General features: G+C 68.1%; 18 protein-coding genes and 2 pseudogenes. 10 read left to right on the top strand and 10 right to left on the bottom strand.

The window, feature by feature from the left end; genetic code table 11:
* Positions 1-7 precede the first annotated feature (7 nt).
* Positions 8-955 carry a hypothetical protein gene (locus FSYMDG_RS10605; protein WP_043603430.1) on the bottom strand — a complete coding sequence of 316 codons (948 nt, stop codon included), beginning with the start codon at positions 953-955 and terminating at the stop codon, positions 8-10.
* 407 nt (positions 956-1,362) lie between these two features.
* Between FSYMDG_RS10605 and FSYMDG_RS10600 the strand changes: the two genes are divergently transcribed.
* Positions 1,363-2,022: a TetR/AcrR family transcriptional regulator gene (locus tag FSYMDG_RS10600; RefSeq protein ID WP_013873504.1), complete on the top strand. Its 660-nt coding sequence runs from the start codon at positions 1,363-1,365 to the stop codon at positions 2,020-2,022.
* Between the two features lie 72 nt (positions 2,023-2,094).
* Here FSYMDG_RS10600 and FSYMDG_RS10595 read toward each other — a convergent pair whose 3' ends face one another.
* Entirely contained in the window at positions 2,095-2,856 is a 762-nt protein-coding gene (locus FSYMDG_RS10595; RefSeq protein WP_013873503.1) for a phosphate signaling complex PhoU family protein, read from the bottom strand.
* Positions 2,857-3,425: 569 nt separating this feature from the next.
* Between FSYMDG_RS10595 and FSYMDG_RS10590 the strand changes: the two genes are divergently transcribed.
* Both FSYMDG_RS10590 and FSYMDG_RS10585 read left to right on the top strand, forming a co-directional pair.
* Positions 3,426-4,805, top strand: a complete 1,380-nt coding sequence (locus FSYMDG_RS10590) for a hypothetical protein (protein WP_013873502.1) — start codon at positions 3,426-3,428, stop codon at positions 4,803-4,805.
* A gap of 155 nt (positions 4,806-4,960) precedes the next feature.
* Positions 4,961-6,222: pseudogene (locus tag FSYMDG_RS10585) on the top strand (IS4 family transposase).
* A 205-nt stretch (positions 6,223-6,427) separates the two neighbouring features.
* Here the strand turns inward: FSYMDG_RS10585 and FSYMDG_RS10580 are convergent.
* A pseudogene (locus FSYMDG_RS10580) lies at positions 6,428-6,758 on the bottom strand (transposase domain-containing protein); the annotation flags it as partial.
* A gap of 169 nt (positions 6,759-6,927) precedes the next feature.
* On the opposite strand from FSYMDG_RS10580, the gene FSYMDG_RS10575 reads away from it, so the two are divergent.
* Positions 6,928-7,782, top strand: coding sequence for a hypothetical protein (locus FSYMDG_RS10575; protein WP_131772456.1), 855 nt, complete (start codon positions 6,928-6,930; stop codon positions 7,780-7,782).
* 59 nt (positions 7,783-7,841) lie between these two features.
* Here the strand turns inward: FSYMDG_RS10575 and FSYMDG_RS10570 are convergent, their stop codons facing one another.
* Together FSYMDG_RS10570 and FSYMDG_RS10565 are read right to left on the bottom strand one after the other, a co-directional pair.
* Positions 7,842-9,011 carry an argininosuccinate synthase domain-containing protein gene (locus FSYMDG_RS10570; protein WP_013873499.1) on the bottom strand — a complete coding sequence of 390 codons (1,170 nt, stop codon included), beginning with the start codon at positions 9,009-9,011 and terminating at the stop codon, positions 7,842-7,844.
* Complete coding sequence (locus FSYMDG_RS10565; protein WP_013873498.1) at positions 9,008-11,017, bottom strand: DUF4062 domain-containing protein; 2,010 nt, start codon at positions 11,015-11,017, stop codon at positions 9,008-9,010. Before FSYMDG_RS10565 ends, FSYMDG_RS10570 begins: the two co-directional genes overlap by 4 nt.
* A 166-nt stretch (positions 11,018-11,183) precedes the next feature.
* On the opposite strand from FSYMDG_RS10565, the gene FSYMDG_RS10560 reads away from it, so the two are divergent.
* On the top strand, positions 11,184-11,396 hold the full coding sequence (locus tag FSYMDG_RS10560) for a hypothetical protein (RefSeq protein WP_013873497.1): 213 nt from the start codon (positions 11,184-11,186) through the stop codon (positions 11,394-11,396).
* Positions 11,397-11,681: 285 nt separating this feature from the next.
* Here FSYMDG_RS10560 and FSYMDG_RS10555 read toward each other — a convergent pair whose 3' ends face one another.
* Both FSYMDG_RS10555 and FSYMDG_RS10550 read right to left on the bottom strand, forming a co-directional pair.
* Positions 11,682-12,587 carry a PfkB family carbohydrate kinase gene (locus FSYMDG_RS10555; RefSeq protein WP_043603426.1) on the bottom strand — a complete coding sequence of 302 codons (906 nt, stop codon included), beginning with the start codon at positions 12,585-12,587 and terminating at the stop codon, positions 11,682-11,684.
* Positions 12,588-12,715: 128 nt separating this feature from the next.
* The gene (locus tag FSYMDG_RS10550) at positions 12,716-13,957 is read right to left on the bottom strand and encodes a putative transmembrane alanine and leucine rich protein (RefSeq protein ID WP_013873495.1); all 1,242 of its coding nucleotides are present in this window, start codon (positions 13,955-13,957) and stop codon (positions 12,716-12,718) included.
* Positions 13,958-14,311: 354 nt separating this feature from the next.
* Between FSYMDG_RS10550 and FSYMDG_RS10545 the strand changes: the two genes are divergently transcribed.
* The 5 genes from FSYMDG_RS10545 to FSYMDG_RS10525 all read left to right on the top strand — a co-directional run bounded on the left by FSYMDG_RS10545 (position 14,312) and on the right by FSYMDG_RS10525 (position 19,379).
* Positions 14,312-15,064: a class I SAM-dependent methyltransferase gene (locus tag FSYMDG_RS10545; RefSeq protein WP_013873494.1), complete on the top strand. Its 753-nt coding sequence runs from the start codon at positions 14,312-14,314 to the stop codon at positions 15,062-15,064.
* A 390-nt stretch (positions 15,065-15,454) separates the two neighbouring features.
* Positions 15,455-17,209, top strand: a complete 1,755-nt coding sequence (locus tag FSYMDG_RS27505; RefSeq protein WP_202797693.1) for a putative T7SS-secreted protein — start codon at positions 15,455-15,457, stop codon at positions 17,207-17,209.
* An 83-nt stretch (positions 17,210-17,292) separates the two neighbouring features.
* Positions 17,293-18,087, top strand: coding sequence for a hypothetical protein (locus FSYMDG_RS10535; RefSeq protein ID WP_043603423.1), 795 nt, complete (start codon positions 17,293-17,295; stop codon positions 18,085-18,087).
* Positions 18,088-18,092: 5 nt separating this feature from the next.
* Complete coding sequence (locus tag FSYMDG_RS10530) at positions 18,093-18,530, top strand: hypothetical protein (RefSeq protein ID WP_013873491.1); 438 nt, start codon at positions 18,093-18,095, stop codon at positions 18,528-18,530.
* Positions 18,531-18,560: 30 nt separating this feature from the next.
* Positions 18,561-19,379, top strand: coding sequence for a hypothetical protein (locus tag FSYMDG_RS10525; RefSeq protein WP_013873490.1), 819 nt, complete (start codon positions 18,561-18,563; stop codon positions 19,377-19,379).
* A gap of 18 nt (positions 19,380-19,397) precedes the next feature.
* Here the strand turns inward: FSYMDG_RS10525 and uvrB are convergent, their stop codons facing one another.
* From uvrB to FSYMDG_RS10510, 3 genes are all read right to left on the bottom strand, one after another.
* Positions 19,398-21,545: an excinuclease ABC subunit UvrB gene (gene uvrB / locus FSYMDG_RS10520; RefSeq protein WP_013873489.1), complete on the bottom strand. Its 2,148-nt coding sequence runs from the start codon at positions 21,543-21,545 to the stop codon at positions 19,398-19,400.
* 76 nt (positions 21,546-21,621) lie between these two features.
* Positions 21,622-22,221, bottom strand: a complete 600-nt coding sequence (coaE, locus tag FSYMDG_RS10515; protein ID WP_013873488.1) for a dephospho-CoA kinase — start codon at positions 22,219-22,221, stop codon at positions 21,622-21,624.
* A 72-nt stretch (positions 22,222-22,293) separates the two neighbouring features.
* Complete coding sequence (locus FSYMDG_RS10510; RefSeq protein WP_050803762.1) at positions 22,294-22,716, bottom strand: SHOCT domain-containing protein; 423 nt, start codon at positions 22,714-22,716, stop codon at positions 22,294-22,296.
* Positions 22,717-22,759: the final 43 nt, after the last annotated feature.

The raw sequence follows: 22,759 nt of genomic DNA, 5'->3' as shown, positions 1-22,759 counted from the left end.
TCGGCGGTCAGGCGTTGAGTTCGCCTCGTTGCCATGCCCGCACCCGGCTGATCGTCTCGATCGTCCGGGTTCCGGCCGCGTGTGGGCGGACCGCGCCGATCCAGCGGTCGGCCTTCACCGACAACGCCCCGGTACGGCGGTGCAGCGAGATGGTGACGGCCTCCTCGACGAGTTCGGCCGATCGTTCCAGGTCGAGCCGCCCACCGCTGAGGACGAGCGAGGTGGCCAGCGTGAAGCGGGCACCCGACGACCAGCCGGGCATGTCGATCGCGTCGAAGACGGGCACACACCACCGGTAGAGATTTTCAGCGCGGCGGACCCGGCCGACGAGCGCGTTCGCGGTCAACGCCCGCTCCTTGGCGTCCGCCGGATGGTAGCTGGTGAAGAACAGCCCGGGCATGCCCTGTTCGGCGACGGGCAGCGCGCTGGCCGCCGCCAGGGCGCTGTCGGTCTGCTGTTCTATGACGTCCGGGTGCGCTCCGGCCAGCGCGTGGGCCTGTACCTGCCGGGCCAGCAGCGCGGCGGCGACAGGGCCCTCGGGGCAGCGCCGTAACCCGTCCGCGAGCAGCTGCAGGGCCTCAGCAGGCCGGCCCGCTTCCATCGCGATCGCCGCCTGCTTCCGCCGAGCCGAACCGATCATGACCCGGTCGCGGGACGCTACCGCCATCCGGTAGGCGCTGTCGGCGATGCGTTGCGCCGTGTGCAGGTCGCCGGCCATGGCGGCCAGGTCCGAGCGGGTGATGGCGATCCTCGCGGCAAGCCCGTCGAACACCATTGCCTGCGTCCGGCTCGGGTTGCGACCGGCGCGCAGCGCCGCGGCCCTGGACTCGATGGCCCGGGCGATCTCGCTGGACTCCGCCGGTGGGCGCATGTTCACCTCGACCAGGAGTACGCCGAGCTCCTGGTCGAGTTCGTGCACCCCCGACTCGAAGTCGTCGCTGAACGGCGGGATCACAGGATCTTCGGCAGGAACGGCTGGCCCCCCGTGCGGGAGCCTGGAGTCGTCCGCGCGGACGTCCCTCTCCCGTGCGTCTTCAGCGTCTGGCTGCGGCACCGGCTTGTCCAAGAGTCATTGCTCCTTGTGCCTGACAGTGATGTCGTGTACGCGATAGTGATCGAACAAGTTTCCCATGAGTGAACTATTGGGCGCCAAAACAATCATCCGATCTTGCGAATATCACCGTTTGGTCAACGGCAGACCGGTTGATGAAGATCAAATTGTCAAGACATGTCGTCAACAACGTTGACTACGGTGTAGTCTTCCGAAAGGATCTCGATGGGACGCCGACGTGACCGATCCCGACCGGCCCTGGCCGATCCCGGCGGAAGGCACCGCGACGATGGAGACCGCAGGGAGACCGTATGGAGACCGCGCAGCCCCGCCACACCCGCACCCCTCGCGGCACGCTGTCCCGGCAGCTCCTCCTCGACACCGCGATGGAGATCGTCGACATCGGCGGGGTCGGCGGCTTCAGCATGCGGGCCCTGGGCGCACGCCTGAACATCGACCCGACCGCCGTCTACCGGCACTTCCGGACCAAGAACGAGCTGCTCGAGGCCCTCGCCGACCGGGTCGTGCGCGGCGACGAGCCCCTCCCCCACACCGGCGATCCCCGGGCCGACCTCAGGGAGACCTTCGCGCAACTGCGCGGGTCGCTGCTGCGGCATCCGACGCTCGCGCCCATCGTGCTGCGCCGCCCACCCGGCGGGGAGGCCAGCTGGGAACGGACCAACCACGCGATCGGCCTGCTACGGCAGGCGGGCCTGCCCGACCGGCAGGCCTCCGACGCCTACACGACCCTGCTCTTCTACACGCTCGGGCACGCCCTGACCGAAGCCCGGCACACCGCGGCGACCATCGCCAGGAAAGGACCGGACGCCACCGTGACACCGATCACCGCGATCGGTTCGTCCGCGTCCCGCTATCCGCATCTCGCCGCGGTAGCCGACCATCTCGCCGCGGACATGCGGGAGCAGTTCCACGACGGCCTCACCCTTATCCTGTCCGCCCTGGCCATCTGACCGAAGCCCCTGCCAGGCGGAATCCTCACCGAGGCAGCGATACCCGCCACCATCAGGACCTTCCCTTGTCGGTCACCTCTCCGGTCGGCCTCCTGGCAGGAGGTGCGCGGGCGTCCGGCCGGCCGGATCATCGGCGATGTCCAGACCGTCCGGCCGGTCATGATCGTCCAGGCTGTCCGACACCGACGGGACCCAGCGCAGGCGGACAAGTTGACGGGCGGCGGTGACGGCCTGGTCGGCGTACCGCTCGTAGTAACGGGACAGCAGAGCGAGGTCCACCGCCTGTTGGATGCCGTGGGGCCAGCCGGGGTCGGTGAGGGCGGCCATCAGCTGCCGGTGAATGCGGTCGATGGGATCGTCGCCCACAGTGACCCGCCAGGCGGCGGCTGCCGGGTCGTCGGCGCAGATCGCGGTGGCCAGACTGCTCGCCTGCTCGGCGCACAGCCGGCCGAGCTGGCTGAGGGTGGGGCGCAGCCCGACCGGGACCACCACGGTGGGTGCCCGCAGATCGGCGGTGGCGGCGACGTGGTCGGCGAGCTCGGCCATCCGCTGCACCGCCGCGGCGGTGCGCAGCCCGGCCACGACCAGGTGCAGATCCCCCGCGACCGGATTCTGCCGGGCCAGCAGCAGCACCAGGTCCTCGTCGAGGTCCTGGCAGCAGTCCCGCAGGCAGGCCACAGCGGCGTGCACGCCAGCGGTGTCGGCCTGCCCGGTCACCGCGCTGGTCGCGTCGAGGAGGATCTTGCTGGTCTGCTCGGCGAGGTCACCCAGCATGAGCCGCAGACGCCGCAACGCCTCCGTGTACTCCAATCGGCGTGGTTCGGGAACGTCCATGCCCCCCATCGTCCACCGTGTGCCCGCACACATACAGCCGCACACACACAGTTGCCGTGGCGCCTGCCCTCCGCGACCTGCGCCCTCCGGAGGAGTCACCCGCTCAGCCACGAAGAGCCATCAGCTCGAGAGAGGGGACAGCCGAGCCAAAAAAACAAAATCAGAACACTGATCGAACAACTATCGGCCGCTTGAAACCGTGGCACGCGGCAGAACACACCGGAAGCACCCGTCCGGCCACCGGACGACAGCCGACCGGCCAAAGCCCGCGCGACCGCTTTTCCGTTTTTCCGTGCCATCGACCTCCACTGAATCGACAAACCGATCCACTGGGACGGGCCTGGACCGGCACCAGCGCGCTGCGTGGCATAGTGCTGACTTATGGGGACGATACGGGGGAGACTCCGCGAGCGGTACTCCGGCGGCGGAGGGACGGCACCGGACAGCGGCGTCGCGACGGGACACCCGGCGTCGGCCAACCAGGGAATTCGGCCGCCCAGGGCAGCCGGGCACACTGTTTGACGGGGAGCAGCCATGACGAACAATGACCCTGGCCGGAGCCTGCTGCCATGATTCCATTTTTCGACGGTGTGGGCGCCGTTCTCACCCTGTTCCACTCCCTCGCCATCGATCTCAGACGACGCCGGTCGGCACCGCTGATATGCCTGGTCGCCGACCCGGACAGCGGCTCCTGGCTCGCCGAGATACACAACCGGATACAGGAGTCATCGCCACCCTCGCTGCTGCCGCACGCCTATCTCGACCTGGCGCCCGATGACAGCCGGCATCCGGACTCCCCGCCCCTTCCCGGGGGTGACGACCCACCGGTACTGCCGGTACTGCACGCGCTCTTCGAGCAGCTACGCACGGCACCGTCCGGCTTCGGATACCATTTCCGTACGTACGCGTTCACGGATTGGTTGACCCGACAGACACTGAGCGCCCCTGCTGGAAAAGCCCAGGAGAAAGAGCTCACCCGACGCCTGCGAGATGAGCTCAGGGGCACCGGCAACAATACCCATCTGCTTTTGGAAAGCACGCCAGGCTGGTTTCGGCCCCTGCTGGCCGTACTGATTGTTTTCGGACCGCCACTGCGCTTTGTGCTCTGGCTGTCCGGCCGTGTCCCCGTCCCGGGTCTGGTGCGCACCCGCTGGTTCATGAAGCAGCAGCTGTTTCCAGCGGTAGGCAGGCAGAAATTCGTCCCGTTCGCCGTCAGCCTCACCGCGAACGCGTTCCGCGCCCCTGCACGGCAGACTCAACGCGAACGGCTGCTGATCGGTGCCTTTCTCCACGACCTGCGGCTGGCCTACCGGCGCCGACTCTGGCGGCCATGGGCGTGGCGGCGCACCGCCCGGGTCCTGGCCCTCATCGACAACATCGCCGGTGACCCGCGGGGCGAACAGTTCCTGAACCTGCTCACCGCCGTCCGTGATCACAGTACGCCGCCGCGCGGGCGCGTGACGCGGTTCCTGAATCTGATCCCGGTCATCCGCAGCAGCGGCAGGAAGGACGACCCCCTGCTGCTGGTCGCCGGCTACCAGGTCAACGCCATCCCGCAGCCGCTCCCTCGCCATCCCCTGACCGCTGCCAACGCGGCAGACGCGTGTGACGCTTGGAACGCGCCTCAACGCCCCACCGGTGCGGGCTGGCGGCTGTGGCTACGGATACCCACCTTCGTGGCGCCCCCGCCCGGCGTGACCGCCAAATCGGACGCTCGAGGATGGGGACAGCCTCTGTTCGCCCCGTCGCCCCCGGTATGGGCGCGCCGATGGGTACTGCGTTCGCTCGCGGTCGTGCTCGTGCCCGTGTTCCTGGCGTCCGTGGCGACAGGGATTCTTCGGCATGGAACCCATTTTTTCGATCCTGACGGCTGCTGGTCGCGAGCGGGTGTCTCGGTGTCCTGGGTCGACGGCCAGTGCATCGGCTATAGTGCAATGCCGCTCAATTAGGCTGGAGGGGCGTCCGTCCATCCCGACACGCCAACGCCCGATCCCGCATCGATCAACTTCTGAACACGGCATCCAGTCACGTTCCTCAACGTCGATCAGTAGGCGGCGGAGTGCTCATGCCGCGATTTCGGCCGGTCGGCAGATAGAATCCAGATGTGGTGCGCCTTCGCCAGGTAGTTGAATTGCCAGCCGTTGACAACGACCGGCTGACCGACCGCATCTCGATCGGTGTGCTCGCCAGAATCGTTCCCCGGGACCTCGTCGAAGAGGTACTGGTGGAAACGAAGCGGCAGGAACGGCGTACCAGGCTGCTGCCAGCCCGGGTCATGGTGTACTTCACCATGACGATGTGCCTGTTCTTCGACGATGACTACGAAGAAGTCATGCGTAAACTCGCCGGTGCGTTGAGATGGCTGGGGAACTGGCAGGGTGACTGGAAAGTCCCGACCACCGGGGCGATCTCGCAGGCACGGATCAGGCTCGGTGCCGCCCCCTGAAGGTCCTGTTCGAACGTGTCGCTGTGCCGGTCGCGGGGCTGGGTACCAAGGGCACTTGGCTGCGTTCCCGGCGGCTGATGGCGATCGACGGGTTCTTCCTCGACGCCGCAGACACCCCCGAGAACGTGGCCAGGTTCGGGCGGTCCACCAACGGACACAAGGCCAGCGCTCTGCCCCAGGTCCACGTCGTCGCGCTCGCCGAATGCGGCACGCACGCGATCGTCTCCGCCGCGGTCGGTCCCCGTGCCAGCGACGAACGTGCTCTCGCCGCCACCCTGCTCGACGCCTGCGAACCCGGGATGCTCCTCACCGCCGACCGTTACTTCTACAGCTTCGACCTCTGGCAGCAGGCGCTCGACACCGGCGCGGACCTGCTCTGGCGAGTCAAATCCGATCTCACGCTACCGGTCATCCGGTCCCTTCCCGACAGCTCCTACCTCTCTATCATCGTCAACCCGAAAATCAGAGGGAAACAGCGGAACCAGATCATCGCCGACGCCCGCGCCGGCCGCGACTTTCCCGAGGACTCCGCGACACCCGTCCGCGTCATCGAATACACGGTGCCTGACCGCACAGGATCCGGAACCGGAGAACTGATCTGCCTCATCACCAATATCCTCAACCAGACCGACATACCAGCGGTGGAACTCGCCACGGCCTATCACGAGCGCTGGGAAATCGAAAACATCTTCGATGAGATTAAGACACACCAGCGGGGCGAAGCCCGCGTCCTACGCTCGAAACTCCCGGACCTGGTGGAACAAGAGATCTGGGCGCTGCTCCTCAGCCACTACGCAATCCGATGTCTCATGTGCGAGGCCGCCGACGAAGCCGACGTCGACCCGGACAGGCTATCCTTCATGCGATCACTACGCGTCGTCCGCCGCCAGGTCACCGACCAGGCGGATTTTTCCCCCTGAGGACCACACGCACGCGCTCCGGGAAACCTTCACAGAGATCACCGAACGGCTTAACCCCGTGCGCCTCCACCGCACGTACCCACGCACCATCAGACGAGGCCGACACAACGCCTACCGAGTCAAAAGCCCAACAGACACCGGCACCAAGCATGATCAATCACCGAAGATCATGCTCGCTCGGGCCGCTTAACTAAGCGCCATTGGCACCGAGCCTGATCCGTGCCTGCGAGATCGCCCCGGTGGTCGGGACTTTCCCAGTCACCCTGCCAGTTCCCCAGCCATCTCAACGCACCGGCGAGTTTACGCATGACTTCTTCGTAGTCATCGTCGAAGAACAGGCACATCGTCATGGTGAAGTACACCATGACCCGGGCTGGCAGCAGCCTGGTACGCCGTTCCTGCCGCTTCGTTTCCACCAGTACCTCTTCGACGAGGTCCCGGGGAACGATTCTGGCGAGCACACCGATCGAGATGCGGTCGGTCAGCCGGTCGTTGTCAACGGCTGGCAATTCAACTACCTGGCGAAGGCGCACCACATCTGGATTCTATCTGCCGACCGGCCGAAATCGCGGCATGAGCACTCCGCCGCCTACTGATCGACGTTGAGGAACGTGACTGGATGCCGTGTTCAGAAGTTGATCGATGCGGGATCGGGCGTTGGCGTGTCGGGATGGACGGACGCCCCTCCAGCCTAATTGAGCGGCATTGCACTATGAGCCACGCGGATGGGCACCTGCGCAGGGAACAGCGGACTGGTTTCGCGACCGGTGCGGGGAGCAGCAGCCAGCGGATCTCGTTTTCTTCGCCGGCCGGTACAACGATTTTCGCGAGTTCCTACGGGGCATGGAACGCTGCGGGGAGCTGCTGCTGGCCGACGACTCGGTCTCAAGAGTGGTCAGCCAGGACGTGGGCCGCGGCACCGGCGGAGAGTTCAGGTTCGTCTCCAAGGGAGCACCCGTGCTGCTCGCCGGCAGAAAATGCCTGAACGGAGAGCTGGAACAGAATCCCCCGCCGTTTGCGAGCAGATCGCTGCGGGACTTCTGCGGCCGCCTGAAGGACATGTACACGGTGACCGGGATCAAGAAGAAGTACGCACCGGACACGGTGGACCCCTCGGATCCCCCCTGGGTGGACGAGCGTACCGGTCTGGCCTACGACACGGCCAAGCTGTTCGTCGACGCCATCAGAAAATCAGGCGTGGGGATCAGCAGAGCACAGGCCTGGAAGACCCTGCGGGAGGAACCCTACCTGGACGACAGGAATCCTCGGCAGGACGACCAGGAAAGGTGTGAGGACCCCACCAGCCGGCAGGCGTGGCCGGGCGCGACCGGATGTGTCGATTTCCGTACTTCTCAGGTCGCGGTGAGCAAGCAGATGACGGTCATATACGTCGACCTCTCCCGCCCGGAGCTCCCGTCCGGACCGACCAGAGCGGGCCAGGATCCGGAGAACGACAACGGACAGCCGTGCAGATACGTCATCAGCGGCCGGGAGCCGAGAATCAGCAACGACTGTCTCGACCCCGGCAGGCAGCCGCTCTCCCCCACCGCGGACGACTGACGACGGACCGTTCCACCGGCCCCCGGTCGCCGTCGTCCGCGTCCGTGACGTGGAGGGAGTCACGGGGCCGTGTGGTCCTGTGCGGCGGGGAGGCGGATCTGGGAGCGGTCGCGGACGTAGCGGGGGGCGTCGGCGGTGAGGCCGCGGAGCAGGATACGGTTTTCTGACAGCAGGTAGCGCACGCTCCCGGACACCGACGCGGCGATCGTGGAGATGAAACTCTGGGACGCCTCCCGCAGTGGGCTGAGCCAGCGTCCCTCGACCGCCTCCTGTACCCACAACTGCTCGATGTGCATCTTCTCCCGGATGCACGAGGCGGGATGGGTCGCCTGCTCCAGGCGCCGGTAGGCGTCCATCAGCAGCATGGCGGCGGGCATCTCCCGCACCTCCTGGACCTTCTGGCCGTTCGCGATCTCCTCCAGGCCAATGAAACGGCCGAGGCCGAACTGCCCGACGACGTCGTTCAGCCGGGAGAGCAGGGAGACACCGTCTGTTTCGACGCCGTCGAGGGCCACCGGTGTCCCAGCCTCGAAGGACACTTCGACCTCCACCGGGTCGGTGCCGCGGTACCGGGTCCAGTGGAAGAGCGACTCCGGAATCTCTATCTTCTCGGGGTCGTCGAGCCCGGCGGCCTCGAATTCACGGCACCAGATGTTGACATCGGTACTGAAGATTGACGCGCCGTCGTCGATGATGCCGGCCTCCGCCAGCGTCCAGCGCTTTTCTCTCCGATGCGGCGGACGGGCGGAAAAAGGTGACCCATAGTGTCCCCTGAACCCGAGGTCGGCGAGGGTCCGGTTGAAACGCCGCAGACTGTTCTGGGTGGCGTCCGCGGTGTGCAGAATGACCGAGCAGTCGCGCCGGGTGGCCTCGTCGAAGGCCGTCCGGGCGAGCAGCGGCCGGGACAGCGAAGCCGATATCGGATGCGTCCCCCCATAGCATGCCTGGGCCGAGATCGAAGGGAACGCGTAGTCCCGTACGAAGGCCGCGGTCCGGTCCAGCACGATGTGCTCGAAAGGGAGGTTCGCACAGATCATCCGGGCCCGGTTGGTATCCACTCCCCCGCCGAGGTCGCAACTGAGAACAATCACCTCGGCGCTCGGGCGGACCCGGTGGATATGGTACAGCAGGTACGTGCCGTCCAGCCCACCACTGTAGAGAACCACCAGCCTGTTGGCCGCGAGAAAGGCCTCGTCGACTTCCTCGAGCTCCCTGATGACGGTGTTCACTCTTCCCCCTCGCCGGCATCCACGATTTCTTGTATGAGGCGGTTCGTCAGTACGAAGCAGTCATCGGCGAGCTCGGGATCGTCAGGCGGGTAGTCAAAGGACTGCAAGGTCTGAACGCAGCGATGATACCGCGGGCCGGAAAAATACTCGGCCAGCATCTTCCGCATGCGGTCCTCGTCGCTCTGCCAGGCCGCCTGAAAGGCGCCGCGGGTCCACACCAGCGACGTGGCGTACTCGTGGCGTTCACGGTGGTAACTGCTCCCGACGAGCCCCCGTAAGGCGCTGAACAACGGGCCACGCTCGAAGGTGATGACGAAGATGTCCTCCCGTTCACTTGTCGACTCGTAACGCACCGAACGGACCCGGGTCGCCGGTGGCATGCTGATGCTACCGGTACGCTCCTCCTCCGGAATCCGCAGGATGATGGCTGATATCTCCGGCAGGGCACGGTTGAGGAATCCTTTGATGTAGCCCTGCCAGAACGTGTAGAGCTGGCGTGTCTCGTCCAGGTCGGTGGTCCGCAGGAAGTTCTCCCGGATCGCCAGGTGCCAGGACTCCTCCGTCACGTTCCGCAGCTCGTACGTGCCCCAGCCGCCGGTACGGTCCCAGTAGTTCCACAGCGCGACGAAGGCCGCTGGGCTGGAGGGCACCCAGCGTCCGTAGTGCAGGGCGTGGTCGACAAGGTCGCGGGCCGCGCTGCGGCCGATCTCCTGGCCGGTCTTCTCGAATTCGCGCGCGTCCAGCCGGCGCGGTGTCTGCAGCATCCGCACAACCGTCTCGGTACGCATGATCACATGACGGACGCCGGCCCGCCGAACCACGCCGTCCGTCACCGACAGGCCGACCTCGGGAATCAGGTCGCTGAGCCGCCGTTTCGCCTCGCGCAGGATCGGATGGTCGTTGTAGGAATCCGGGCTGATCGCGAACAACGGCCGGAACTGCTCCGCCAGGAACTCAACGAAATCGGCCACCTGGGCCCGGGTCGACTGATTCCGCGTGTCGAACACGTCACGGACGGACCGCAGATCCGGATGGAAGACGCGGTACGGGCTGTTCGGCTGGCTGAACTCCTGCGCAAGACGGGCCAGGTCGTGCCGCACCCGCAGCTGCAGATCCGCGGCGCTGTCAAAGGACCACGGCGAGAAACGGAGCATGAGCTCCCGGCGGAACTCCGCCTGAAACTGCTGGTGATCGGGCTGTCCGGGACCTTCCGGCCAGGCCTCGCCCGAATCGACAAGATAGATCAGCAACTGTTTCCCCAGCACACGGGCGCGATCGTACTCGGCCATCGTCGCGGACCGCGCGGGATCTGCGGAGGCGTCACCGAAATGATGCCCGATGATCCCGACATAGACGTCGCAGGCACTCACCTCGTCCAACAACGGCTGCCGGTTCCGCTGGTCGCGGCTTTTCAAGATTTCGATGGCCGCCTCTTCACTGCTCTGGGCGACGATCCGTTCCCGGGCCGGGCGCCAGTATTCGTCGAGATCGGTCACGGTACCGCTGACGAACACCCGCATGGGGCTGCTCGTGTGCTCGAACGCCACCGCCACCACGCCGCCGGAGCTCGGTGGCGGCCCCTCCAACAACGTCAGAGCGATTTCCAAGATCTTCTCGTTCTCGTAGTTCTCGATGGTGTCGGGATGCAACCCCACCACGTCGGCCAGCCGCCGGCGCCGGGCCGTGAGAATCCCCGGGTCCTCGAAGAACCTGGACGTACCCGCGGCCGAGGGTTCGGCGAGTGCGTAGGCGTTGCGCAGGGACCTGCTCCGGATGCTCAGGTCCAGGTCCGACAGCAGCTGGACGAGCACCGCGAACGCGCTCGACACGGAACCGTCCCGGCCGGCGGCGGCGCTCCATTCCCGCAGGACCGCCAACAGGCCGTCCCGTTGTTGCAGCGCGGGCAGGGAGAGGCCCCGGCCTTTCCGGAGAGCGGTCAGATCGTCGATCAGCGCCTGCCGGGCCCGCTCACGTGGAAGGCTCCCCCCTTTTTGTACCCCAGCCACTCTCTCTTCCGATTTTTTTCCGGCTGCCCGAAACTATCCCGTCATCTCTCCGCTAGCCACAAGGTGTTGGCTCATGTGACTCTAGGGCTGGTCGGTTCGGCAGGGAAGGCACCGGTCGGCGTGAGATGGCCGACGGTGCCGCGTTCTTCTAACCGGGGGTGTTCACGTGAGCCCGATCCTCGTCTTCTTCCTCTTCCTGATCTCGCTGCTCTCGGTCGGCTGCGTGTTCCTACTCCTTCTTCTGCGGCTGGCCGAGGAACGGCGTGACATCATGGACGCCCGCCGGCTCGCCGACAGCATTCACTATCCGTGGAACCCGCACAACCGTGTGTCGAGATACCCCGAAGACGCCGGCCAGCGGATCGAACGGGTCGAATAGAATCTCAGGTTTTCGCCGGCCCTCTCGGAACAGTTCGACGAGGGCCGGCGAACACGCGGCAGCCCGCGATGCGGGGCGCCTGACACGGGCCCGGCCCACACCCGGGGCGACGCCGGGACAATTTCGGTTTCGGACACCACCAGCGACAACCACGACCGACAACCGCTGATAACCGACAACTTTCAAGATCAACTTTGACGCCAGGGGGCGTCAACGGCGTTGACTACGGCGTAGGCGAAGGAAAAAACCTCCGAACGAACGAGATCGGGACAGCACGCAGGCGCGTCAGAACAGCCCGACGGCGCTGCGATCGATCGCGGTGTCCCGGCCGGCCAGCCTCACGACGGCGTCCCGGGTGGCGATCGCCCCCGGGCCGATTCCGCTGATGCTCAGCGTGGCAGCCGCCGCGGCAAACCGGACAGCGTCACTGACCGTGCTCCCAGTGTCCAGCGCGATGAACAGCGGCGCGGCGAAAACGTCCCCGGCGCCGGTGTCGTCGACGAGACGGTCGGCCGCGATGGCGGAGAACTCCTGTCTCCCGTTCGCGAGCAGGACCTCCGCCCCGCGAGGACCCTTGGTGATCACAACGACCCCGCCGGCGCGACGCACCGCCTCGGCCACGCTGGCCAGATAGGCGACCTCATAGTCGGCGAACACCACCGCGTCGATGTTCTTCGCGGTCGCGCCGTCGATGTGCAGCATGTGATGACGGACGAGCCGGCTGGCGTCCCAGGAACGGATCAGGCCCTGTGGGGTGAGCCCGACCAGCCCTCGCGCGCTGCGCCGGACAACATCGTCGAGGACGATTTCCCGCGCGACGGGCGCCAGATGCAGCACTCTGCTCTCCGGGAGCCGGTCGAGCCCCGAGACGACGCCCGCGGACGCCTCCAGCCACTGGGTTCGCAGGCTGCCGGCGTTGTCGTTGCGAAACCGGGTCGTCTCCGGCGCCGGCTGGATGTAGAGAAACGCCTCCGCCTCGAACGGCGTCCACACCGGTGCCAGTTCCGCATCATGGCCGCACCCGACACCGGCGGCACACAGGCCCAGCCGCGCCGCCTGCACCACGCCGTAGACCATGCTCCCACCGATGGTGGAGGAGGAGTCGGGCAGGACGTCAAGTGTCGGGTTCCCCACCGCCAGGTAGTCGACGGGCGCACAGCCGGCCAACGCCTCGGCGGTCCTGATCGTCATGGCGGCAACAGTACTCGTGTCCGTCCCGGGCACTCCGGCGTATGCGCATGCCAGCATGCCATCGATCAACCCTGACCGGGGGCTCATCACATGGGCCGGCCGGTCAGGGGCGGCGCTTCGGGGAGCGCTCAGTCGACCGGCCGCGCGGCGCCCGGCACCCTGCCGACCGTGCCGGGCCCACCAGCACCCGGCCCACCAGCACCACCATGCGCGCCAGCCACGGCGGCCCGCGACGACGCGACCGCCAACGCCTTTGTGATCTCCATATGGCCGACGGCGCCGACCGGCTGTGGCCTGGCGCCGCCGATGTCGTCGACCGCCAGCGCGAGGCCCGCGCCCGGCCGTCCGGCCAGCCGCGGAAGCAGGTCGGTGAGCAGCTCGTCCGGCGTGGTCAGGCACACCCCGGCCATCGGCACACTCACCTTGCTGACCCTGGTCAGCCCGCGGTCGTCCAGCGGGACCGCGTCAAGATCACGCAGGAACACGACGCCAGCGAGAGCACCGTCGAAATCCACGACGGTGAACACCGTCCGCCCGGAGGCGACCACGGCCGGCGCCACCACCTCGTCCACAGCGGCGGCGACCGTGCGCCAACCGGCCACACTCTCGGGGGCGGGCCCCATCACCTCACCGACCCGGACGCCGGCCAGCAGCCGGTTCGTGCGCAACCGGGACTGCTCGAGACGGCCAGCGCCAAGCGCGATCCAGCCCAGCAGCGCCACCCACAGCCCCGCCGGGCTGGTCAGGAAGGTCACGGCCAGGCCCGACGCGATCAGCGTCCAGCCGACGATCACCGCGGCCCGGGCCACGGCGGCGTCGGCGCGTTCCCGGCTGCCCGTCCGGCGGTACACCGCGGCCGCGAGCAGCCGCCCCCCACCGGTGCGTGGCGTGGGCAGCAGCTCCGAGGCGGTGAGCAGCAGCAGGAGGCCGCCCGCCCACAGTCCGACGCTGCCGGCGAGCGCCGCGGCGCCGCCGGGGGCGAGCCAGCCGAGCACGACGAGCGCACCTCCCCCGAGCCCACCGACGAGCAGGCCGGCGCGGGCAACGCGGGCAGCGGCCACGGGTTCGGTGATCTGCGTCACGGTGGTCAGCCGGCTACCGAAGGCGCCGACCGTGATCCCGCTGACCTCGGCACCCGCCCGACGCGCGGCCGCGGCCCGGGCGAAGTCCGCGGCGAGCAGCACGCCGAACACCACTCCGGCACCGATGAGCCCGGCGGACAGATAGGCGGCGGTCGGGCGGTCCGGCACCGCGGCCGGGAGTATGAAGGCGGACAGCAGGAAGGTCAACAAGGCGATGGCGACGGCGGCCCCTGGGCGTACCGACACCGGTGTGCGGACCGTTCCCCGCGGCGTATGGTCAGCGGTCATATCCGTTCGCTCCCCTTTCCAGGCAGGACGTATGCCGCGGGAAAGATCGCATCACCGAATTCGTCCTCTTCCAGACTTCCCGGTCCCCGGCGCATGCACACGGCCGGACCCCACGATTGTTGTTTAAAATTTCGTTACCGTTCCTTGACGATCACTGTCGGTTCCCGTGACCACCGACCCTGCCCGTCCCTGCCAGCTCTCCTGCCGGCTCCCTTGCCGGCTCTGTCAGTCCCTGCCCACCCCGGCACCGGTACGGGATCCGACCAGGGCCTCACCCCTCGGCATTCCTCTCGGCGGCGGATGGCGTCCCATCCTGCTATCGAACCATCACCCGTCGCAACGTAGGATCGGTACATGCCTCACGAATGGGACGCCCGTGGCTACGATGCCCTGCCACTGCCCCACGAGCAGTGGGGTCTGCGCACCCTCTCCCGCCTGGCGCTGGCCGGCGGCGAGACGGTCCTCGACGTCGGCTGCGGGACCGGCCGTGACACCGCCGCCCTGCTCGACCGCCTGCCCCACGGGCGAGTGATCGCCGTGGATGGCTCGGCCGCCATGCTGGACCAGCTGCAAGCCCGGCTGGCCGGCCGTACCGACCGCCTGGAGATCGTCCACGCGGACCTGACCCGGCCGCTGCGCCTACCCGGCCCGGCCGGCCTGGTCGACGCGGTCTTCAGCGTGGCCGCCTTCCACTGGATACCCGACCATGGCGCGCTGTTCGACAACCTCGCGGCCGTCCTGGCCCCCGGCGGCCAGCTCGTCTTCGAATGCGGTGGGCACGGGAACATCGCGAACGTCATCCGCGCCATCGACAACCTGGTCGACGACGTGCCGGACGTGTGGAACTTCGCCGACGTCGCCGGGACGGACGCCCTTCTGCGGGCCGCCGGCTTCGTCGACACCGAGGTGACGCTGGTGGCGGACCCGGCGGTCTTCCCCGACGACGACCTGCTGCTGCGCTACCTGGAAACGGTCGTCCTCGGCGCGCACCTCGACCGGCTGCCCCTCGACGAACGGGCCGCGTTCACCCGGGCCGTCGCCGAACGCCTGCCCGCGCCCGTCGTCGACTACGTACGGCTGACCGTCCGCGCCGTGCGAGGGGGCTGACCGGATCCGCGGGGCGCACTGACGTGACCGTGCCCCGCGGAACACAGAACACAGTCGCGCCCGTCGAGGCTGGCCCGGGGCCGCCTCCGGCCCGACCGTGCCCCGCGGAACGCGGACTCCCGCCCCGGAAGAGCCGGTAGCGGGCCGGCCATCTCGGTCGACTCGGCTGGCGGCTACGGTGGCCAGACGGCCACAGTGCATGTTAATTTCATCCTGTTTATGAATTTTGCCTGGCTTTGATCCCTGATCCTGCCTGGACGGTGCCCATGAGGTTGTGCATCCGCCGTTACGCGTTCCTCGCGTCCACCGGGTGTGTTCCTCGGAACACGGAGCCGGCCACGCCCGCCGCTGTTCCTGCGGCCCTGGCCGCGCTCCAAGTCGTCCGGTCCGGTGAGCCGTCCCACCGACTGGGGTGTCCTCGACATCGAGCACGACCCAACCCCGGGCGACCCCTTTGCCGTTCGCGAGCTGGCGCGACGCTTCCTGACGTTCGCCGCCGACGTCGAGCATGCCCGCGGGCAGATCGCCACGGTCACCGTCGGCGGTGTCGTACAGTCCTGGGCCGGCACCGCCGGTGACGCCTTCCGCGACGAACTGGACGAGTTCCCTGGCCAGCTGACCAGGCTGGAGACGTCCTACCGGATGGCTGGCCAGGCCCTCGGCGCCTACGAGCCGATCCTGGACGCCGCCCAGCGGCAGGCCGACCGTGCCCTCGCGCGTGGCCGCGATGCCCGCGCCCTCCGTGACCATGCCCAGACCCTCCTCACCCCGGCCCAGACCGCGCTGACGACCGCGGCCGCCGCCCTCACCGACCTGACCCCCGCCCTCCACCTGACCCCCGCTCTCCACACCGCCAGCGCGGGGATCCCTCCGCCCGACCCGGCGCAGCTCACCCAGGCCATCCGCGACCGCGACGCCGCCCAGATCCGTCTCGAGCAGGCCCGCGGCGCCGCCCGCGGAGCCCAGGACGATCTCGACGCCGCCCGCCGGCTCGCGTTGGCCGCCGGCCGGCTGCGCGCGGACGCCGCGCACACCTGTGGCCAGGCCATCCGCGACGCCTCCGACGCGGGCATCCGCAACAAACGCTGGTGGTCCTGGGAGAAGATCAGACAGACCGCGGGCAGCCTCTGGCACACCACCGTGCGGGCCGCGCAGATCACCGTCGCCGTCCTCGGCGTCGTCGCCCTGGTGATCGGCGGGCCGGCCGCCTGGATCGTGTTCGCCGCCGCCCTGGTCGTCCTCGCCGACACCCTGGCCCGCTACACCGCCGGCGAGGCGTCCGGTTGGGACGTCGGCCTGGCGTTACTCGGCTGCATCCCGGGCACCAGGGGGCTCACCACCACCGCCGGGCTCGCCCGCGGCCTGCGCATGGCCGGCGGCGCCCTCCGCGACGGCCGGGTCCTCACCGGACTCGTTCATGGCAGCGCCATCACCCACAGCATCCTCGCCGCCGCCCGCACCCACCTCACCACCCTCACCACCAACCTCCGCGACGCCTCTACCCACGTCACCACGATTCTCAGGAACATCCTCGGGCCGTTCCCGTCGCCCGCACTGGCGATGGCCGGCGGCGAACCAGCCGGCCGGATCACCGGGCGTATTCTGAGAACAGAAGCCGGTACGTCCCGTGGTGTCGCGCGCGCATGGACACCACCGGTCCACAGCCTGGAAAATCCGCACACCATACGATTCAGTCAGGAGAACGTGAGCCCGCAGACACACGATGACATAACCCTCCCCGAACTGGTGGAGAGCATGCGGACCGAGGGTTGGAGGGGAAAGCCCATCGACGTCGTCGAACTCCCCGACAAGTCGCTGCTGAGCATCGACAACCGCCGCCTCCTCGCCGCCCGCGAAGCGGGGATAGACGTCCCAGTCATACGCCACCACCCCGACGAGCCCTTCCCGGAAGAACGAGGGAAGTCAAGATTTTTCAGACCGAATAACAATATCCGCCAGCTGTCAGACGGAAGCCTGGTCCGCGGTGGCATGGAGGGCGAAATATTATACAAGAAAAAGGCCAGGCCGCTGACCTGGGGCGAAGCCGCTTTGTTCCGGACTGCCCGCCAACCGAACAATCCCGACGGTTCGCGGTTCCCCCTGCTGGGGCGCCTGGAACCACCGAGGATCTTGGCCGGAAAATGAAAAACGGTTCGAATTCTCCGCATCTTCCAACGCTCGTAGAATGTTTTGCGAGCTATCTTCGGGATCTGACGGGCAAACGTTCGGTGGACGAACTGCTTGTCGCCCTGGATGCGAACGGGCTGTACCTCGAGCGCGACCTGCTCCAGGCCCGCCGGGACGGCCTGGCGAGACGGCTGCCCGCGCCGGAGTCGGCCGGGATCTGGAGTGGCCGGCGCTGCTGGCTGGGCTGGTACCCCCCGGATACCAGCGAAGCCTCGGCAGGTGATCTGTGGTTCGACCCGGTCGAGATCTCGCTGATGGCCCTGATCCCACAGACCCAGGAAGATCTCGCCGAACTCGCCGCGCTTCCACCGCGTTTCCTGGCACGGCAGACACCGTTCGTGGGGTGGGTCTCCGTTCGGCAGATGGCGGTCTGGCAGGCGATGGGATGTTCGCTCGTGGCCGGCCGCGGCCTGCTGGTCGACACGGAGCCCGGCCCACCGCATGCGGCTGTCGCCGGGGTGCCGCCGGCGCTCGCGTGGGACATCGCCCTCTTCCTCGGCAAGGAGACCTGTGACCCGGACTACTGGGAGGCCGCTCATGAGGCACTGTCGGCGGAAGAACTTGCGGACATGTGGCCGGATGACGCCCCGGAGCATGCCGGTGAGGAGAACTCCGGATTCTGGATCGTCGTCGGGCGCGACGATGTCCTGGCCGGCACCCCGTGGGACAACGACCTGGGTGACAGCTTTCCGTATCTTCATGCGTCTTACCCTGCGCCGGGCGTCCGCTTCCGGACCGCCGTCTCCAGCCAGCTGGGAATAACAGATCCGGAAGAGGATGATGAACCGGGCACTGTCATCGACCGTCGGCAGGCTACCATGATCGATAACAGGTGAACGTGGTGATCGATCCGCGTCTCCGACGGTTCGCTGTCCTGACGGCCGCGGAGCGGCTGCGCAAACAGGGGTGGAGCGGTGGGCCGCTGCACGCGGTGGGGCTGCCCGACGGCACGAAGATCACCCTGCAGAACGTCCTGCTCGCCGCCGCGCGCGAGGCCGGCCTCCAGGAGATTCCCACCCTCACCCACCATCCGGACGAGCCACTGCCGCTCTTCATGGCCAGGGACTTCGTGCTCGTCCGGCCGATCCGTGAGCTGGCGGACGGGTCGTGTGTGGTCGGCGGCCGGGCGGGAGAGGTGTTGTTCCGCCGGGGGCGCCGCGCGGCGACATACGGCGAGGCCGCGTTGTTCCGTGCCGTAGGCCAGGCGGACATTCCCGATGGCGCCCCGGTGCCCTTCTCGTGGACGGCCGCCATGAGCACGGGAGAAAACCAGGAATGAAAGAAGGCCAGCAATGAGAGAAGGCCGGGAATGACCGGCACGCTGGACGACGCCTATGCCGATCATCTGCGGCTGTGGGCGGCCGGGTCAGCGTCACCCCGGCTGGTGGACGCGCTTGTACGCGGCGGTGAACCGGCCGAGGCCGAGCTGCTGCGGGCATATCTCGACAGCGGCGACCAATGGGTGACCACATCACGGACGTCGGGTGTCTGGCAGGGCAGGGCATGCTGGGTCGGCACCAGACCACCGGTGGAGGCACGCGGCGGTGACCTCTGGTTCGACGTGGTCGAGGTGGCCTCCACTGTGCTGATACTGCGTCCGGAGGCGGAGCTGGCGGCTTTCTCCGCCGAGGAGTGGCAGACCCTGACCGCGTGCGTGGGCTGGCTGTCGACCAGACCGGTTCGGCGGTGGCAGTTCCTGGGCTTCGCGTCCGTCACCGGCCTGGACCCCGGCCGGACGATCGGCTCGTCCGCATATGCCATGGGCGTCCGCGGTGCCTGGGCCGACCGGTACGCCGGATACTTCGGCAAGAGCCTGCCCGGCTGGGACAGCTGGTGGGGGGCATCCTGCTCGCTCAGTGATGAAATCATCAACACCATGTGGCCGGCGGACATCCCGGAGATCGGGTTTCGTGTCGCGGAGGACGCGATGGCGCTTCTGGGCCGCGCCCGCGCGCTCCTGACGGACCAGGATCCGGATGGCCCATTCCCACTGGGTGAACGTTTTGCCGTCACGGACCGCTACTGGCTGCCGGGCATGCGGTTCCGGACGGAGCTGAGCGCCCAGCTCGGCCTCCTGCCGGCCGACCGGGGAGAGACCGGGAACGCACCCGTACTCGCCCGGCCATGAGCGGGAAGGCCGTGGGGGTCATATGCCGGCTGCGTGCATGCCGCGTAGTTCTTTTTTCAGTTCGGCGATCTCGTCGCGTAGCCGGGCGGCGAGTTCGAACTGGAGCTCCTTGGCCGCCTCGTGCATCTGGTCGTCGAGCTGGCGGATGAGCTGCGCCAGGTCGGCGCTGGGCATGCCGGCCAGCTGGGCCGCGTGCCGCCCGACCGCGCCGTCACGGCCCGCCTTCGAGGACATCCCGGGGGCCGGCACCTTCCCGCGGGACCGCGCACGACCGCCACCGCCGATGACCTCGCCCTCGGCGCTCTCCCGCACAAGGTCGTCCAGGATGTCGATGACCTTCTTGCGCAGCGGCTGCGGATCCACACCCCGTTCGGTGTTGTAGGCGATCTGCTTTACGCGCCGCCGGTTCGTCTCCTCGATGGCCCTGCGCATCGACGGGGTCACCTTGTCGGCGTACATGTGCACCTGGCCGGAGACGTTGCGGGCGGCCCGGCCGATGGTCTGGATCAGCGACTTGTCCGACCGCAGGAAGCCCTCCTTGTCGGCGTCCAGGATGGACACCAGTGACACCTCGGGCAGGTCCAGCCCCTCCCGTAGCAGGTTGATGCCGACCAGCACGTCGAACTCGCCCTTGCGCAGGCCGGTGAGCAGCTCGACGCGGCGGAGCGTGTCGATGTCGCTGTGCAGGTAGCGGACCCGGATACCGAGCTCGAGCAGGTAGTCGGTGAGGTCCTCGGCCATCTTCTTGGTCAGCGTCGTGACCAGCACCCGCTCGTCACGTTCGGCGCGGACGCGGATCTCGCCGACGAGGTCATCGATCTGCCCCCTGGTCGGTTTGAGTACGACCTCCGGGTCGAGCAGGCCGGTCGGCCGGATGATCTGCTCGACCACGCCGTCGGCGCGGGAGAGCTCGTACGGACCGGGGGTCGCCGACAGGTACACCGTCTGGTCGATGCGGGCGCAGAACTCCTCCCAGCGCAGCGGCCGGTTGTCCATCGCGCTGGGCAGCCGGAAACCATGCTCGACCAGGTTGCGCTTGCGCGACATGTCGCCCTCGAACATCCCGCCGATCTGCGGGACCGTGTTGTGCGACTCGTCGATGACCAGCAGGAAATCGTCCGGAAAATAGTCCAGCAGCGTGTGCGGTGCGCTGCCGGCGACCCGGCCGTCGATGTGCCGGGAGTAGTTCTCGATGCCCGAGCAGAAACCGACCTGGCGCATCATCTCGATGTCGTAGGTGGTGCGCATCCGCAGCCGCTGGGCCTCCAGCAGCCTGCTCTGGCGCTCCAGTTCGGCAAGCCGGTCGGTGAGCTCCGTCTCGATGCCCGCGATCGCGCGTTCCATGCGTTCCGGGCCGGCCACGTAGTGGGTGGCGGGGAAGACGAACACCTCCTGCGCCTCACGGACGATCTCGCCGGTGAGCGGATGCAGGTAGGCCAGCCGTTCGATCTCGTCGCCGAACATCTCGATCCGGACGGCGAGCTCCTCGTAGACGGGGAACACCTCGACGGTGTCGCCGCGGACCCGCAGCGTCCCCCGGGTGAAGGCGATGTCGTTGCGGGCGTACTGGACGTCGACGAACCGGCGTAGCAGACTGTCGCGGTCGATCTCCTCCCCGACCCGCAGCCGGACCATGCGCTTGATGTACTCCTCGGGGGTGCCCAGGCCGTAGATGCAGCTCACGCTCGCCACGACCACCACGTCCCTGCGGGTGAGCAGGCTCATCGTGGCCGAGTGGCGCAACCGCTCGACCTCCTCGTTGACCGAGGAGTCCTTCTCGATGTAGGTGTCGGTCTGCGCGATGTACGCCTCGGGCTGGTAGTAGTCGTAGTACGAGACGAAGTACTCGACGGCGTTGTGCGGCAGCAGCTCCCGGAACTCGTTGGCGAGCTGGGCCGCCAGGGTCTTGTTCGGCGCCATCACCAGCGTCGGCCGCTGCACCTGCTCTATCAGCCACGCGGTGGTGGCCGACTTGCCGGTACCGGTCGCGCCCAGCAGGACGAGGTCCTTCTCGCCGGCGCGGATCCGGCGGGCCAGCTCCGCGATCGCCGCCGGCTGGTCGCCGGAGGGCTCGAAGTCGGAGACGACCTGGAACGGCGCGGTCGAACGCGTGATGTTGTTGGCGGGGCGGTCGACGCCGGTGGGACGATCGGTCGTGGAGCTCACGTCCCTACAACACCACAGACCTCCGACAATTTCGCATCCGACCCGTTCCGCGCCGGCCCGCCGCGACCGCCCGGCGCTATCCGGGCTGGTGGGCCGCGAGCAGCCGCGCCCACACCTCGTCCACCCTGGCTCGAAGATCTTCCAGGCTGCCGCCGTTGTCCACGAGGATGTCCGCGACCGCCCGGCGGGCGGCGTCGTCGGCCTGGTTGGCTATCCGCGCCTGCGCCTGCTCGGGAGGCAGGCCCCGGCCGGCCAGCCGGGCCAGGCGGACCTCCAGCGGCGCCTCCACCACGACGACCACGTCGTACCGGTCGGCGAGACCGGCTTCGACGAGCAGCGGCACGTCGTAGACGACCACCGCGTCCGCGGGTGCCTGCGCCATGCGTTCAGCCGCCTGAGCGCCGACCAGCGGATGCGTGATCGCCTCCAGCCGGCGGCGGGCGTCCGGGTCGGCGAACACGACCGCCCCGAGAGCCGCCCGGTCGAGAGCGCCGTCGGCACCGAGCAGATGCGAACCGAACTGTTCGACCACGGCCCGCAGCCCCGGCGTCCCGGGAGCGACCACCTCGCGGGCGAGCTGGTCCGCGTCGATCACCACCGCGCCGTGGCCGGCCAACAGCCGCGCCACCGCGCTCTTGCCCGCACCGATCCCACCGGTCAGCCCCACCCGCAGCACAGGACCGAGTCTGCCGCATCGCCCCGTCCGCCGTACCGGATGGGCCGCCGTACCTGATGGGCGGGCCGCCCATCAGGTGAGGACCTTGGCCTTCAGCCGCTGGTACTCCTCGTCCGAGATGGCGCCGTGGTCCCGCAGCTCGGCGAGGCGGCCGATCTCGTCCGCGGGGCCGCCGCCCGGCGGGAAATGGTTACGCAGCACCCGTTCCCGCAGCGCCTGCTCCTGCTGGGCCGCCCGCTCCATCGCCCGTTCGTGCATGCTGCCGCCCCGCACGATCAGATAGATAAGGATGCCGAACAACGGGAACACGACGGCGACGACGATCCAGCCTGCCTTACCCCAGCCGGACAGGTCATGGCTGAGCAGAATGTCGGACACGACCGCGAAGAGCAGATAGAACCACAGTGCGAAGAGAAAGAACCACAACAACGTCCAGAACACGCTGAGCAGCGGATACGAATAGCCGGTGTCCACGATGGCCCCCTTGGTCGCCATGGCCGCTCCTGCTGTCGCCCGCGGCGGGCCCGCGAGCGGCACC

The sequence above is a fragment of the Candidatus Protofrankia datiscae genome (assembly GCF_000177615.2).
Lineage (GTDB): Bacteria > Actinomycetota > Actinomycetes > Frankiales > Frankiaceae > Protofrankia > Protofrankia coriariae.
The sequence above is the reverse complement of the archived record's forward strand: the minus strand, read 5'-3'. Positions and strand labels throughout refer to the sequence as shown.